The organism is Labilibaculum filiforme (assembly GCF_002843315.1).
GTDB classification, from domain to species: Bacteria; Bacteroidota; Bacteroidia; order Bacteroidales; family Marinifilaceae; genus Labilibaculum; species Labilibaculum filiforme.
Map to the genome: position 1 here is coordinate 50,414 of NZ_MVDD01000014.1, position 16,378 is coordinate 66,791.

Sequence of the window (16,378 nt, forward strand, 5' to 3'; positions counted from 1 at the left end):
GTTATATTTAAATTCTAATCATAAAAACCAAGACATGAAACATTTTATTCTTCTACTATTGTTAAGCGTTGGAACCAGCCTTTCGGCAAGTTATGCTCAAAAAACGGCTAAGCTAGATCAACTTTTATTTTCGGAACAATACCTTGAAGCCATTCCATTACTAGAGCAATTGATAAAAAAAGACAGCACAAACAGTTTGTTGTATTTTCAACTTGGCAAGCTTTACCAAAAGCTTGACAAAGATCTATTAGCCACATATAATTATCGAAAAGCCAACACTTTACAGCCAAACTCCGAGACTACACTACTCAGCTTAAGCTCAAGTTTATATGCACTAGGAAATTACCCCGATGCCGAAAAACATCTATCCAATTTATATGCCATCGACTCTACCAACTATTCTATCAACCTACTTTTCGCAAAAACACTTGCCAGTCAAAACAAACTACAAGAAAGCTTAGATCTCTATCAGCAAATAATCGAGGTCGACTCTTTAAATCCTGGCATACATAAACAAATAGGCAGTTTAAAAGATCGAATGCAAGATTTCAATGGCTCTTTATCATCCTATATGATTTCTTACGAACTAAATACTTCGGACTTATCGGTATTAGTACATATTATACAGCAATTGTATGAGATGACTGGCTACCAGCAAGCATTAGAATACTGCTCAAAAGGTTTAGTCACCTATCCGAACAACAGTGTATTACTAAAGAAAAAAGCGCAGGTTTTAATCGGATTAGAATGGTACGATAATGCCTTAAACATTTTAAAAGATCTGGAAGGCAGTAAGCAATTAAGCGAAGCCGAGCACAAATATTTAGGCATTTGCTACATGCAAACCCGACAATATGAAGAGGCGTTAACTGCTTTTGCTGCTTGCGGTCCTAATTTCGAAAAAGACCCCATGATAAATTTTCACACCGGAATTTGTTATGCCAGATTGAACCAACACCAAAAAGCAATTACTTATTTAGAGAATGCACTTTTCTATATTACTCCAAGCATTGAAGCATCTATGCATTTGTATTTGGCAAAATCGTATCATGCCAACCAACAATTCGAAAAAGCCATTACTTCCTATCAACACCATTTCGAAATGGATAACACCAATGCCGATATACTATACGAAATTGCAACTAGCTACGAAGAGTATGGAAATAATAAGGATAAAGCTTTAGATTACTACTCGAAATATCTACAACAAAGTAATAACAAGGAGGATCCGAAATATGAATATGCCAAATCGCGTATTCTTCGCATCAAAGAAAATATACACTTCGAAAAGTAATATCCCTACATGTAGGTATTGCTAACGAATAATAGATCTGTAATTTTGTGCCTACAAAACATGCGACAACAACTAAAACCAAGAGATCCAAAATATCTTTTGCCATAAGATTAGTTTTAATGTTACATACTACTCTTGGTTTTGGTTTTTGCTTGCATTCTATCTGAGTTTCTTCGGATATCTCCTACTTTTTATTAATTTAGACTAATTAAACTAATAAGCTATGCGCATAAAAAAGGACATGAAGTTGGCCGATGTAATTCAGTTGAATTACATGCTCATTCCGGTTATTCATCGCTTTGGAATCAATTTAGGATTTGGCGACAAAACGGTTGCAGAGGTGTGTAAGGATAACGAAGTAGACTTGAACTTTTTTCTGCAATTGGTTAATGCTTATCACGATAAAGATTATTTCCCAAAAGAAGAACTTCAAACAATTCCGGTAAAAAATATCGTTAACTATCTAAAAATGACTCACGCCAGTTATTTAAATGATAAGCTATCGGAAATTGATGATAAAATTATCTCTCTTCAATCGGAAGATATGGAAGATCAAAGATACATTCTGCTCATCAAAAACTTTTTTGACGGTTACAAATCGGAACTTACAGAACATATTCTGCATGAAGAAAATGTAGTTTTCCCTTACGTGTTAGCAGTAGAAGAAATCATTAAAACACAAAGCTTTACAGCATCAAATCGTGCCATTTTCGAATCATTTTCCATTGAAAAATATGAAGAAGAACACAACGATGTAGAAGAAAAATTGATGGATTTAAAAACTATCATGATTAAATACCTTACACCACCAGCAAATAGTACCCTTTACCATACAATTATTCAAGATCTGTTTAAACTAGAAGAAGATTTGAACTATCACTCCAGAATTGAAGATAAGGTTCTAACTCCGAAAGTTATTTTAATGGAAAAATCGATCAGCAACCTACTTTAAATTCTAAACATGGCTAGATCTACCATTCTTATTGCAGAAAATTCGTGTATAATTCGAAAAGGACTCCGGTCGATTCTTCAAAATCTGGAGAATTCTGAAGTAATTCAGCTGATTGATGATAAGGAGGACGTGTGCAAAATTGTAACCAAAAGCAAGCCAGACATTCTTATTATCAACCCGAATATGTTGCCTGGTGATTGTTTGGATGTAAAAAAAGAACTTTTTGCCACCAATAAGCTCAGTCTGGTATTAATTTCAGACAAAAAAAATATCGAAAAAGAATTAAAAGCAGATGCTTACATCAATTATTCTGATGGACAAAATGCCATTCTTGATAAGCTACAAGAAATTTTAAACAAAAAAAATAAAAGCGTTCATGCGGATAAAAGTTCTGAAACAATTAGTTCTCGAGAAAAGAATATTTTGAAACATATTGCCCTCGGATTAACCAATAAAGAAATTGCCGATCAACTATTTATTAGCATTCATACGGTGGTTACTCACCGCAAAAACATTACCCAGAAACTGGGTATTAAGTCAGTTTCTGGATTAACTGTTTATGCCATTTTACACAATCTTATTTCTATGGATGAAGTAAAATAGTTACAAATCTGCTTCTACTCCAGCCTCTAAATTTATTGTCTTAAAATATTTTTTAAATTCCTCCTGCACAATAAAGCTTGTGCAATGCGTTGCACCCAAAATTTCTAATTTCTCGTCCTGAAAAAAGCGCACTGTCTCCTCAAAAACTTCGTCAAGTTTCTTTAAATGAAAACCTCCCAACACCGCGTACACTTTTTCTACACCACAAACTTTTTTGGCATAAGTCACTGTATTACAAATACCAGCATGAGCACATCCACTAATAACTATTAATCCTTTTTTACTTTTAACTGCAATTGCAGAATCATCTACCACAAAATCGGGTGTGCCATCTTCTAAAAGGAAAGTGGTTGCCTGAGATTCAAAACTATTTACACGTGGAATTTCGCCTAAAAAAACCATGTTTTCGCTAAGCCAAAGCGGAGCTTTAGACTCCTTTAAATCGAACTGAGACTCTATCTCTTTTTTACTCATTTTTAAGCCAACAGTAGTTTTATTTGCTTGTCGGAAACGAACTAAAAATGAATCGGGATGCGTAATCAGTCGTTTTTGAGATATAAACTGCAATCCATCCCCATGATCCCAATGTCCATGACTCAACACAATTGTTTTCAACTCATCTAAATCAACATTCATTTTCTTTGCGTTCTCCACAAAAAGAGAATTAGGACCCACATCAAAAAGAATTTTCTCATCATCTTCAATAATTGCAGAGAAACCGTGAACAGCTTCAAAACCATCAATTGCGGTATTATCTACCAGTACTTTAATTTTCATTTTATACCTCTTTCTTTTTAGGAATTCGCACAATAAAACAAGAGCCAATATGCCTCTCCGATTCTACCCAAATGCTTCCGTTGGCATTTTCAATAATATTTTTTACAATGGATAAACCCAATCCCATTCCACTCGATTTTGTAGTGAAATTAGGCGAAAATAACTTCTCCTTAATCTCTGGATTAATTCCAGAACCATTATCAATTACACAAACCTGAAAATCAGAATCCATCTCCTCTAACTCGATTACAACCTGAGCAACATTGCCTTCTGGAATTGCCTGGATGGCATTATTAATCAAATTTACAAAAACGCGAACAAACTGCTCTCTATCCACAAAAACATTTGCCTGCTCAATAGAATTCAAATCTAATTTTAAATCAAAATCATCATTTTTAAACAAATCAACCGTATGTTCAAGAATCCTCACCAGATTTAAATTTTCGTTTTTTGCTACTGGCATTTTTGCAAAATTTGAGAATGCTGTTGCTATGGAAGATAAAGCATTAATTTGCTCAATTAAAGTTTTGCTCACCCGATTAAAATGAACCTCCCAATTGGGTGTTTTTTCCTCGAATCGCTTCTGTAGAAACTGAATACTTAATTTCATTGGAGTTAACGGATTCTTAATTTCGTGAGCAATTTGTTTTGCCATTTCGCGCCAAGCAGATTCCCGCTCCGATTTTGCCAAACGGGAGGCACTCTCTTCCAGCTCAAGAAGCATTTGGTTATATTCTTTCACCAAACTACCTATTTCATCATTTTTTGCATATTCAATTTGCTCGCCATACGAACCAAACCTAGTTGCTTTCAATCTGTTCTGAATTAAACGCAAAGGGTAAGTTATTTTATTGGAGATAATCACCGAAAGGAAAATAGCCAACAAAATCATTAATACATGAAGGTTTATTCCAGCAAGAATTAAATTAAACATTTCCTTCTCTAGCTCTTTACTTTTAAGGAAATAAGGGAGATTTACGAATGCAATAGTTTCATTATTCTCATCCACCAAAGATTCGTATGCCGACAAGTAGGACAGCTTTCCAATTTGTTCCCGGTGAATAAAATGAGTTCGTCCATTAAAAAAAAGTTGGTAGTAGGCTGCAAAGTTCATTCTCTCTCCCTGCAGTTTTTTCTCAAATATCTCCGGCCTTGAAGTTGCAATTAACTCGCCAGATAAATCATACAAATGTATATCAGCAAAAATTAAATTTGACAATTGTCTTAATTGCTCTGTTAAATCATCAGCTCCTTTTGAATTCTTAATCGTTAAATCCTGAATAACCTCTCGTTTCACCAACAACAATTTTTCTTGCAAATTTCTACTATTTGCCTCGTTGGCCTGATTGATATTGTAATATACCGTGCCACCACCTAACAAAAGGAAGAAAAGCATAAGTAACGCAATAATTGAATATTGTATTCGGTATTTAAAACTTAAATTAATTACAAACTTAGAAGTTAGTTTCTCAAGCATCCAAATACAAAATCCGAAAACATAAAAAAGAACAAAAACATAAGGAGCAGTTATTCCTTTGTTGTACCAGGATATAGAAGGACAACTAACCACAACGGCATTATTATCGAATTTATACACCAAATGATCGTAACTATCCATCTGTTTCCAGAAAAAATCAGCATCGCTCGTACCAAAAGCGACATTACTCATAAAATAATTGAATTTCCCGGAAGACGTAATCAGTTTACCATTTTGATATTTTCCATACGAATATTCGTGACTTTCTGGACGTAAATCGACCTTTTCGTCCAACAGTAATTCTGGATAACCTAAGCCCTCATCACCTACTTTAGAATCGAGACGCAAATAAATTTTCACCTCATCGGAAGCAAAAGAAGGATTCGAAATCACCCCCAAATAGGAAACCATTCCATCGAATTCATTTAAATAGTAAAAATTACTATTCGGAATTGGTTCTCCATTAGTAAGTATCATCTCCTGAAAAAACTCGAAACAATTTCGAATTTGATTATCTGGCTCAATATTTAAATCATCTACAGTATTACAAATAGTAATCTGAAGATGATATTGCTCCCAAAATCCTGTAAAGTATTTATTTTGAATGTAATCCTCTATTTCAGGTTCATTTCGAAAAGGTCGTTTGCACAAATCTTTCAATATGGAATCCTGATCGAGTTTCTCCTGAATTTCCAATAAAAATGTTTCAGAAGTTGGATCGTACTCCGTAGAAAGATTCATTGCAACCACCTGTCTATCTTGCTTTTCCTTTTTACTGGAAAAAACATTAATTCTATTGGTTACAAAAATCGAAACCCCTAAAAGAAGCACCACATACAAAGAATACCTTCCTCCTTTTTCGTTCTGATAATTTATGAAACCCAAAACTAATACAAACAGAATGGGAAAAAGTAAAACCGTGAGGTCTGCTTTTGCAGGATGTAAGAAATACAGCACCGAACTAAAAACAAGCGATGTCGGAAAAATTACCAGCAAATAAGTTTTTAAACTCCAATAATCGCGAGCAATTGCTCCCACCAAATTCGCTATTTGTCCTAAAGCATAAAACAGAAGAACGACAATGGCAAATCCGATAAAAACATAAATCCCATTATCTTGAAAAACAAACATTTGTAAACTAAAGCTCGAATCGAAAATTAAGCTCTCGAACAAATCGATACTAATAAAATAAAGGAAATAGAACAGTAGTAAATGAACCGAAACCCATGCGATTACCTGCAATGAACTTTTCGGTTTAAAAAACTGATTATTAATTAAATATTGAGAATAAGTATAAACAAAAACAAATAAAAAGAACGAGTTAATTACAAAGTCGCCTAAGGAAGGAAAGAAGAAAGATGTAGCAAACAATACAGGCGAAAAAATTTCTAAATTTGAGAATACCGCAGGAAATCCCCACAGCAACATTAAGTAGCGAATTAGCACCAAGCCTGCACCCCAAATTAGAAAAGCCGAAATGCCGAGCTTTAGGTCTTTTAACCGACGCAACAAAACACTAACGAACACCAAAGCTGCCAAAATTGCCAATAAATACAAGAATCCAACTCCTTTTTGTCCCCTACGAGTATTAAATCCGGTATTTTCATCCGATAAGGAAAAAAGATATCTTCCATCGGAAGTAGTAACCGAAGCTCCTACATTAGGATCTAAGGAAACCTGAAAAGAAGCAGGAATTAAAAAATCTGGTCCGAAATGATTTTTCAGAAATTTATTCTGGTACGGATAAATCTTTTTCAAAAGCAAGAATCCATATAAATCAATAGAATCTACTTTTTGTTTTCGTACAAAGTAGAAACCGTTGTCTACCCGAACCATTAAAGATTTTTCTTCGTCTAAAAAGCTTTTTTCAGGAATTGGAAATGAATTATCGCTCCAAAACAACAAACTATCCTGTTTGTAGGCCAGCAGTACAAATCCATCCTTCTTTAAATCCTTCTCGAATTCCGAAAAATCATTGTATTTTTGAAGTGCCCCATCCTTTTTAGTGATCGCAGACTGAAGTTCGTTCAGATCCTTATTTAGCAATTCGCACTTTTGCTCTATTACTTTCCCAACCTGAGCTGCAACCTTTGAAAGCCGATCGTTTTGCCGAAAATAATACTCTGTAGAAACTGCTAACAGAAGAAATACCAGCGCGAGCACCGCCGGAATATATTTGAGAAGTTTATTTTTCAATTCGGATAGTTTTGAAATGTTTTATTGTGGGTACAAAATTCATGCTAAACACCTCACAAATTAGCATAATTAGTTTAAAACATCAAACATGATGGTAAGGCTCGCCTTTTATAATAGTCATGGCCCGATACAATTGCTCGGTAAAAATCATCCGAATCATTTGATGTGAGAAAGTCATTTTCGATAAAGAAACCTTTCCTTGAGCATTCCGATACACATCATCTGAAAAACCATAAGGACCGCCAATTACAAAAACCAATTTTTTAATTCCACCAATCATCTTCTGTTCTATAAAATTCGAAAAAGAAACCGAAGAAAACTCTTTCCCTCCCTCATCGAGTAATACTAATGTATCGCCCGATTTAATCTTTTCTAAAATTAATTCTCCCTCTTTTTGTTTTTGCTGACTTTCGGAAAGATTCTTTGTGTTTTTTATATCTGGGATTATTTTCATTTCGAAAGGTAGATAGTGCACCAATCGCTTTTGATATTCTTCCATCCCCGTTTTCACAAACTCTTTATCTGTCTTCCCAATTACCAAAAGAACAATTTTCATTTATTTTTTATTTTAAAATTTAGCCTAATTGCTGTGCAATAATAATTTACAACTATTAAAAACGCCTTCCTATCTACAAAAATTAATTAAAAAAAAACCAAACAATGGTAGAAGAAACCCATTAAAAACACCCAAATCTACACATCATAATTTGCAATTCTTTCTCATTAAAGAAAAAGAAATTCAGATTTTTTTTAACTTGCGGTGTATTTTTCGCACAGTATTTGTGTAAAGGTATATGATATTAAGTTGAAAATTATTCATATGAGATCTATAAAATACATATTTGCCGGAATATTCTTCCTATTAGTTAGTTGCTCATCAGCAATTTCACAAAATCAGGACGATTTACCACGAGAACTAATCAGTGCTTTTAAACAAGGGAATAGCATAAGCCTTTCCAATTACTTTGGAGAGCGCATACAGTTAACCATTCAGGATAAAGAAGCTATTTACAGCAAATCGCAAGCAAAACAAATCATGGCCAAATTCTTCAAGGAATTTCCGCCAACAGGATTCACGAAAAAACATGTAGGTGGAAAACCCGAAGCCCGATATGTGATTGGTAGTTTAAGCACCAGTCAAGGAGATTTTCGAGTTAATTTCCTACTGAAAAATGATACGGGAAAATTTGTTGTACATCAACTCCGAATAGAAAAAAACTAATTGAAAAGCTCCACTATTGGAGCTTTTTTTTTACTTCAATAAAAACCCTCCAAATAAATCGAAAATAACTTAAATAGCATTAAAAACAGCAACAACCCCACCCATTGTGGGGCATAGCTTAGCTATAAACCCTTTTTCAAAGCACACACCCCACATATAATTAGGTAGTTTGGTATTTTTATTCTATTTTTACCATTCAAGCGTAATATTTGACGGACTACAATCCATAATCACACCAACCGGATTTTGTACATTTCTTAAACCATTATTGTGATGAAAAACAGTAAAAAGTGGCTTTATGCCTTTTTGCTACTTATTGTAGTGTCGATTATTGGAATTTTTGTTCCCGGTGTTGAATTTGGAGTTAAGGATCCCAATATCGTTTCGGGCGATGTAGCTTGGATGCTTACCTCCACAGCCTTAGTTCTTCTTATGACTCCAGGTCTTGCTTTCTTTTATGGAGGTATGGTTGATCCTAGAAACATCATTTCTACCATTCTTCAAAGTTTTGTTGCTATGGGAATTGTGAGTATGATTTGGGTTGTTGTTGGATTTAGCTTGGCATTTGGAGACAGTATTGGTCCTGAAGGATTTGGAATCGTTGGAAACCCTCTTACTTTTCTCATGTTTCATAATGTAGGAGGCAACACCAACCCCGACATGTCGCCCACCATTCCCTTTGCTCTTTTTGCGCTTTTCCAGTTAAAATTTGCAATTATTACACCAGCCCTAATTACTGGATCGTTTGCCGGAAGAGTAAGGTTCCGCTCCTATATGATATTCATTAGTCTTTTCACCATATTTATATACGCACCACTTGCACATTGGACATGGCATCCAAACGGATTCCTCCGCAATATGGGAGTATTGGATTTTGCCGGAGGAACAGTGGTTCACATGTCGGCAGGATTCGCAGCTCTTGCTGGAGCAATGTTTCTTGGAAAGCGTACAAAATCGAGATACAACGAGAAACGCTCCAACATTCCATTTGTACTTCTTGGCGCAGGAATGCTTTGGTTTGGATGGTTTGGCTTTAACGCCGGATCGGCTCTGGAAGCCTCATCGACCGCAGTATTAGCTCTACTAAATACAAATACTGCCTCGGCCGCCGCCATGCTCACCTGGATTTTTCTTGATGGTGCTCGAGGACATAAGCCATCGGGATTAGGAGCTGCCATTGGATTGGTGGTTGGACTTGTTGCCATTACCCCTGCCGCAGGTTTCGTAACTGTCGGAGCCTCAATCACCATTGGAGTAATCGCATCAATTGTAAGTAACTACGCTATAACCCTGCAAGGAAGAACATCTTTAGATGACACTTTAGATGTATTCCCGGCACACGGAATGGGAGGAATCACAGGAATGATTCTCACCTCGGTATTTGCCCATGAAGTTGGATTGATACATGGTGAATTCCGGACTTTTTTCATGCACCTTATTGCATTAGTAATTGTCGGAGTCTTTACTTTTGGAGGATCCTACCTTTTATATTGGATCACCAACAAATTTGTATCCTTACGAGTTTCAGAATACTCCGAAGCTAAAGGTTTAGATATTTCTCAACACGATGAATCCTATTCCTTCGCATATAAAGAGTAAAAAAATAACTAAAAAAAAGTCCCGCAGCTTTCGTTGCGGGACTATCCCCTATAAAAATCTAATCTAGTATCAAATTTAATCTGAAAACCAAACCCTTAAGTATTTTCAGTAAAAAATCCGGCACGATTACATGCAATGAATGTATTCATTTACAATCGACATAATTCGATCGACATTACCCAGAATACGGTCATTTAACCCATTATCTTCATATAACTTTAGTTTTTTAACAACAGCATCCAATCTTCCTGCTGGAAAAACACCATTTCGTTCAAAAATCTCTCTTTGTTCGAGTAGACAATCTGCACTTTCCCAACAACAAGTAGGCAACTGTTTCAAGCTATCTAATTTTTCTTTGTAGTGCGGAGCAAAAATATCCACATTAGCATACAAATCTTCTGCTACCTGCAAGCCATCTTCCATCTCTAATCCGTATTGACCAGCAACTATTAAACCAGCCAACAAAGCATGAATATCAGCAGAACCATCCGGCACTCTAAATTCAAAAGTTTGCTTGCTCGAAAAATCTCTTGCATCAGCAGGTTCTAATGGATTTACACTTTTAATCATATCCGAAGCACCTACCCAACCAAGAGGCACCCGAACCAAAACAGAACGATTACGATCTCCCCAACAAACATAAGTTGGAGCCTCCTGATGTGGCACCAAGCGCAAATAGGAAGTTGGTATTGTATTTCCAAAAGCAGTTAAAGCACCCGAAAGTTTCATAATACCTGCAATCATTTTTTTTGCAGTATCGCTCAGCTTTCCATTTTCGATGCAAATATTTTTCCCATCTTTTTCTACCAACATATGAATATGCAAACCGCTACCAGCCTTACCAACAGTAATTTTTGGAGCCCAGCTCACCAATGCCTTTTCACGAGCCGCCAACATTCTCACAATCCATTTTGCAATCACTAGTTGATCAACAGCATCCTCGGCCTCAACTGGTAAAAATTCGATTTCATGTTGTTCGTAACCATCTTCCCCCGAAGAAAAATTCCCAACCTCAGAATGTCCGTATTTAATTTTTCCACCACACTGAGCAATTAAAACCATTGCCTCGCGTCGTAAGTTTTCCCATTTAGTAAAAGGCTGAGAACTATGATATCCTTTTTGATCGACATCTGGATATAAAGTATGATTTTCACTCTTAATATAGTACTCCAATTCCCCCATCGCCTTAAACGTAAGGCCAGTAGATTTCTTGAAATTATTGTGTGCCTTTTGTAAAATATATTCAGGAGCACTTTCCATTGGTTTTCCTTCGGCAGTATAAAAGGAACAAAGAATATCTAAACAAGGCACTTCCGAAAACGGATTCAAAAATGCCGTTTTAAATCTTGGTATCACATATAAATCACTTGAACCTGCGCCTATATAGGAAAACAAACTCGATCCATCAACGCGCTCGCCCGATGATAGAATGTTATCTAAATGATTTTTACCAGTGATAATAAAGTTCAAAGTTTTCAATTTTCCATCCTCAGCAACGTAACGGAAATTAATCATCTTAATTCCATTCTCCACTATATATCTTATCAAATCCGCCTTTGTGAATTCGTTGCTTGATTTCTGAAGGAATTGAACCAATTTGTTTGGATCCATTAAATATTCATCCCTTGTCATAATACGCCTGTTTTAATTTGTGTGTTGTTCTTATTTGTTACTGAAGGATAAAATAGCCTAGTTTCAATTGAATATCCAAGCGGAAAACAAATTTTAAAACAAAGCACAAAACAAACACTAAACAACAATGAATATGGGATATGCAGGCGATGAAATTTATCAAAATAACGAAGTAAAAACCTGTTTTACAGCAGTTTTTCGAAATCGTTTTCGGGTAGTGAAAAATAGATTTTTAGCCCACCCCCCTAAAAAGCACCTACTCCAATCTGTTATCTTACACTTCTATTCCTTCCACTCCCTTAATTAATCTAGTCTTTCACGAAAAGAAAAACAAGACGAGAGAAAACACCCCATTTTAAAGCACCCAAGGCTAAAAACGTCATTTTTCACATATAAAGGGTGTGGTTTTGCAAAAACACAGACTCATTTTAGTCTTTTTAAGCAAGCACACCCCTGTATTTTTAATTTTATCAGACTCAGGTCATTTCAATACTGTTTAATAGAGGGTGATTATCCAATTTATTTATTAAAATCTCAAGGATAAATGTATCCCTCCTGGCGTATTTACCAACCTAAACCCATTACGATACTTCACAAAATAGATACTTCCATTTGTATAATAATCGTTTCCGCGATGCGAAACCCGATGACAATTGTCGGGAACATAAGAGAAATACAGTGAATTTGGTGCATCCACCATAACATACCCTACTTCCGGGTAAAATCGGTAGTAATCACCATCCGAAAAATAGTAATCTCCATGCGTGTGTCGAATCACTACCGGAGCAGCTGCAAACCTCAACACTACATTTCCGTATCGATCATGACGATAACAATTGTGTCCATGCTGGTTGTAAAAATTTCTATAACGCTTATTGGAATGAACCGCTTTTGGATACGAATAGCTCATATAGCGATCTCCAGAGGAATAATACGATTTATGAGGTGAGGTATGATTGTGACTACGATCCCAATGCTTACTATTCCCATTATTACTATTCTTTGAATATTTATTTGAGGTACGATCCCTCTTGTAGTAATCACTTTGTTTATTGCTTGTATTCTTTTTTTGCGAATTTGATCGATCAGAATAACTACTCTTGTTATACTTCTCGCTTCGATCGGCATCGGTTAAACGAGTTGATTTATTGCGTTCTTCGTAACGAGTCTTCTCTTTTTGTTCCGATCGGCGTTGTGCCGAAGCACTTGAAGTAGAAATTGCGATTGCTGCAACCAATACTATACTGGCTGTCAACTTATATAATACAGACTTTTTCATGGCATTTAGATTTTAATATTTAAGCCAACTAGTCCTTTCGTGTAGGATGAAGTTCAACTACTCAATTTACACTATTGAATGGCTTTTACTATTGTTGCCCTATGGTGGGGACAAATCTTCTAAAAGTCAAGTACCGGTATACTTTGATTGGATAGTTGCAAAGCTTGTGCCAAAAATTAAAAAAGCACCAATCCACAGTAAAATTGGTGCTTTCGGCCTTCTTAATTCATACAAACTCCGTTCTTTTCCTGCTGTTTTTTTGAAGCTCGATCGGTAAAACTTCGTTTATTGGGTCGAATTAAAACACGCAACGATTGATCGGAAGTCCAATAGTTCCAAACCCAATTTACCAATATAAAAAATCGATTCTTTACCCCCACAATTGCCATTAAATGAACAAACAACCAAAGTATCCAAGCCAAAAATCCTTGTGTTTTAATTCCAGGCAAATCGGCCACTGCTAAATTCCTACCAATAGTTGCTAACGAGCCTCTGTCCTTATAATGAAAAGCCTTCCATTTTTTCCCTTGCTGACTATTTATGAGATTTTTGCCCAACACAGAAGCCTGTTGCAAACCTACCTGTGCCACCTGAGGATGCCCGTTCTGAAATTCCCCTTCCTGTTGCATCGCTAAATCTCCAATAGCATAAACGTTATTTAAGCCATTTATTTTATTATACCTATCTACGCGAAGTCGGCCGCCACGAGTAGCTGCAAGTTCCGAAATACCTTTTATTGGATTAGCAACAACCCCCGCAGCCCACACCAAGGCATATGAAAAGAACTCTTCGCCATCGGCCAAACTAATTTTTAATCCGTCGTAATCGGCAACCTTAGCCTCGGTTTTCACAATCACCCCCAACTTCTCTAAATAAGTTTTCGCTTTCGCGGATGCTTTCTCCGACATGCCACTCAATAATCGATTGGATGCTTCGAACAAATACACATTCATTAAGGAAAAATCGAGCTCGGGATAATCCTTTGGCAGGATATCATTTTTCATTTCAGCCAAAGCCCCTGCCAATTCAACACCTGTTGGACCACCTCCTACCAAAACAATATTCATGTAATTGGCCGCTTTTTGCGGATCCGATTCATTCAAAGCTTTTTCGTAGTTGCGCAAAATAGAGTTACGCAGAAAAATGGCTTCGGACACCGATTTCATAGGAATTCCAAACTCCTCGATGTTTTTGTTTCCGAAATAATTAGTATCCACCCCAGTGGCTAACACCAAATGATCGTACTTTAGCGAGCCTAAACTTGTATATATCTCCTGAATATTGGTGTTTACCTCCAGCAAATCGGCCATTCTAAAATGCACATTCTTCTTTTTCTGGAAGATTTTCCGCAAAGGAAACGCAATAGAGCTTGGCTCGAGGCCCGAGGTTGCCACCTGATAAAACAAAGGCTGAAACTGATGAAAATTATTCTTATCAATTAAAACTACCTGATATTTTGTTTTCACCAGTTGCCGGGCAAGCTTTAAACCTGCAAAACCACCACCAACGATAACAATTCTTATTTTTCCATTTTCGGGGATATGCTTAATCGTATCCATATTCTTCTCTAGCATTTAGTCATAAAATCAGCTTAATTCGTCCGCATCTCCTCCTTTAAAATTCGTTTCGGATTTTCGGACTCCTTTATCTTTTACAAATTAAAGAATTATTTCTCTAATAATCTAATGTACCAAAATCTTCAACCGATTGCGATGGATAAATTTATTTTGTAAGCACAAAAAAATCCGAAAGACATTTAAACTGCATTTCGGATTCTATTTCATTTTGTCTTTCGCTTTACTTTTTAGCCGCAATTACCGACATTTCGACCAATAATTCAGGTCGAGCCATACGTGCTTCAACACAAGCCCGCGCTGGTTGATATCCATCTACAACCCATGCATCCCAAACTTCGTTCATCGCAGCAAAATCTTTCATATCGCGAACATATATCGTTACCGATAGAATGTGTTTTTTATCAGCACCTGCTTTTTCTAAAAGCTCTTCTATTTTCTCTAAAGTAGTAGTAGTTTGTTCCTTAATATCTGCGTTAGCATCTTTAGCTGTTTGCCCGCACAAATAAATAGTATTGCCATGCTCTACAATACGACTCATTCTTGGTGTGGAATCCATTCTTTTGATTGTCATTTTGGGAAATGTTTAAGTTATTTTGTGGTGCGAAGATAAGGATTCTCAAAGAACAGGAAATAATAATCAGTTATCCGCAAATAAAATGCCGTTTCAAATGAATGAAACGGCATAGCTATATTCTGGAATAAAATTTATCAATCTTTAATTCGACTAAATGCGATTGTATTCACCATCCAATTTGGCAATGATTTTTTAGGATTTCTATCCTTTAGCTTCATATACCAACCAAGCTTTTCCACAATTGGAAGCTTATGTGTTTCAACAAATTCAATTAATGTACCATCTGGATCAGCAATATATGAAAAATGACCAGCAGCAGAACCCATATCGAAACTATCGGCACTATTTACAGTAAAAGGGAAACCTTTTTCGGCACATTCATGTTGCAAATATTCCATTCCCTGAATATCAAAACACAAGTGGATAAAACCAAGCTCACCCCAAATTCTATTTTCAAAAATCATTCTAGGCTGACGATCAAGAGCTTGAATTAATTCAATTTGAGTAGGTCCTAACAACTTTCCAAAAGGACCAGTTCTTTCTTTATGTTTTAAAAGCACACGCCGGTACCTTTCATTTCCTCCTGGTAATTCGGCAAAATCGGCAAAACTACCCGATTCATCATATATTACTTCGCTATATTGCAATATATCGGCATAAACAAGCAATGATTTTTCAATATCAGAAACACCAATTACGACACCAGCTACACCACCGGTTACTGATTTTTGCTTTTTATAATAATTTGATTCCTCAACAACTTCGAATATGTTATTGTAAGGATCCTTTAAATAGTAATGAGCATTTCCTTTTGGATCTTTACTCACCTCACTCAAAACCTCGAAATTTTGATCCTTATGCTTGGCATAAGCTTTCTGTACATCGCGACATTTCATTTTATTAATAAAAATTCCAGTATCGCCCAATTGCACTTCGAAACTAGGCTTCTTAGGTGTTATACTAGTATGTTGCCAAATCTCAAAACCTCCGCCACCTTCCATATTCATGGCTAAGGCTGCATGCCGATCACATTCTTTTCCATTGGTATAGGGTAACATTAACTTAGCAGTAGCGGTATCCTCGAAAACATTAATATCCATACCAAATGCACTTCGATACCATTTCCATGCTTCCTCAACATTTTTTACTCCAACTCCCACTTGTTGAATGCCACAAATATTTTTTTCCATATTGTT

At 36.0% G+C, this 16,378-nt stretch carries 13 protein-coding genes; 5 read left to right on the forward strand and 8 right to left on the reverse strand.

Annotated features, from left to right (window positions below; all coding sequences use genetic code 11):
- Window positions 1-34: 34 nt before the first annotated feature.
- The 3 genes from BZG02_RS15820 to BZG02_RS15830 all read left to right on the forward strand — a co-directional run bounded on the left by BZG02_RS15820 (window position 35) and on the right by BZG02_RS15830 (window position 2,849).
- Window positions 35-1,294, forward strand: coding sequence for a tetratricopeptide repeat protein (locus BZG02_RS15820; RefSeq protein WP_101262452.1), 1,260 nt, complete (start codon window positions 35-37; stop codon window positions 1,292-1,294).
- Window positions 1,295-1,517: 223 nt separating this feature from the next.
- The gene (locus tag BZG02_RS15825) at window positions 1,518-2,246 is read left to right on the forward strand and encodes a hemerythrin domain-containing protein (protein WP_101262455.1); all 729 of its coding nucleotides are present in this window, start codon (window positions 1,518-1,520) and stop codon (window positions 2,244-2,246) included.
- A gap of 9 nt (window positions 2,247-2,255) precedes the next feature.
- Complete coding sequence (locus BZG02_RS15830; protein ID WP_101262457.1) at window positions 2,256-2,849, forward strand: response regulator transcription factor; 594 nt, start codon at window positions 2,256-2,258, stop codon at window positions 2,847-2,849.
- Here BZG02_RS15830 and BZG02_RS15835 read toward each other — a convergent pair whose 3' ends face one another.
- The 3 genes from BZG02_RS15835 to rlmH form a co-directional block, all read right to left on the reverse strand.
- Window positions 2,850-3,626, reverse strand: coding sequence for an MBL fold metallo-hydrolase (locus BZG02_RS15835; protein WP_101262459.1), 777 nt, complete (start codon window positions 3,624-3,626; stop codon window positions 2,850-2,852).
- A 1-nt stretch (window position 3,627) separates the two neighbouring features.
- Window positions 3,628-7,299 (reverse strand): ATP-binding protein, encoded by a 3,672-nt coding sequence (locus BZG02_RS15840; RefSeq protein ID WP_101262461.1) that lies wholly within the window; start codon window positions 7,297-7,299, stop codon window positions 3,628-3,630.
- An 82-nt stretch (window positions 7,300-7,381) separates the two neighbouring features.
- Window positions 7,382-7,855, reverse strand: coding sequence for a 23S rRNA (pseudouridine(1915)-N(3))-methyltransferase RlmH (gene rlmH, locus BZG02_RS15845; protein ID WP_101262463.1), 474 nt, complete (start codon window positions 7,853-7,855; stop codon window positions 7,382-7,384).
- Window positions 7,856-8,119: 264 nt separating this feature from the next.
- Between rlmH and BZG02_RS15850 the strand changes: the two genes are divergently transcribed.
- Together BZG02_RS15850 and BZG02_RS15855 are read left to right on the forward strand one after the other, a co-directional pair.
- Window positions 8,120-8,521, forward strand: coding sequence for a DUF4783 domain-containing protein (locus tag BZG02_RS15850; RefSeq protein WP_101262465.1), 402 nt, complete (start codon window positions 8,120-8,122; stop codon window positions 8,519-8,521).
- 273 nt (window positions 8,522-8,794) lie between these two features.
- A complete protein-coding gene (locus tag BZG02_RS15855; RefSeq protein ID WP_101262468.1) occupies window positions 8,795-10,120 on the forward strand; it encodes an ammonium transporter in 1,326 nt (441 codons plus the stop codon).
- Between the two features lie 126 nt (window positions 10,121-10,246).
- Here BZG02_RS15855 and BZG02_RS15860 read toward each other — a convergent pair whose 3' ends face one another.
- From BZG02_RS15860 to BZG02_RS15880, 5 genes are all read right to left on the reverse strand, one after another.
- Window positions 10,247-11,752, reverse strand: a complete 1,506-nt coding sequence (locus tag BZG02_RS15860) for a glutamine synthetase family protein (RefSeq protein WP_101262470.1) — start codon at window positions 11,750-11,752, stop codon at window positions 10,247-10,249.
- 526 nt (window positions 11,753-12,278) lie between these two features.
- Window positions 12,279-13,031, reverse strand: coding sequence for a DUF6515 family protein (locus tag BZG02_RS15865; RefSeq protein ID WP_101262472.1), 753 nt, complete (start codon window positions 13,029-13,031; stop codon window positions 12,279-12,281).
- A gap of 221 nt (window positions 13,032-13,252) precedes the next feature.
- Window positions 13,253-14,590, reverse strand: coding sequence for an NAD(P)/FAD-dependent oxidoreductase (locus tag BZG02_RS15870; protein ID WP_218972266.1), 1,338 nt, complete (start codon window positions 14,588-14,590; stop codon window positions 13,253-13,255).
- Between the two features lie 238 nt (window positions 14,591-14,828).
- Window positions 14,829-15,179 (reverse strand): RidA family protein, encoded by a 351-nt coding sequence (locus BZG02_RS15875; protein ID WP_101262476.1) that lies wholly within the window; start codon window positions 15,177-15,179, stop codon window positions 14,829-14,831.
- Between the two features lie 137 nt (window positions 15,180-15,316).
- Window positions 15,317-16,372 (reverse strand): VOC family protein, encoded by a 1,056-nt coding sequence (locus BZG02_RS15880; protein WP_101262478.1) that lies wholly within the window; start codon window positions 16,370-16,372, stop codon window positions 15,317-15,319.
- Window positions 16,373-16,378 lie beyond the last annotated feature (6 nt).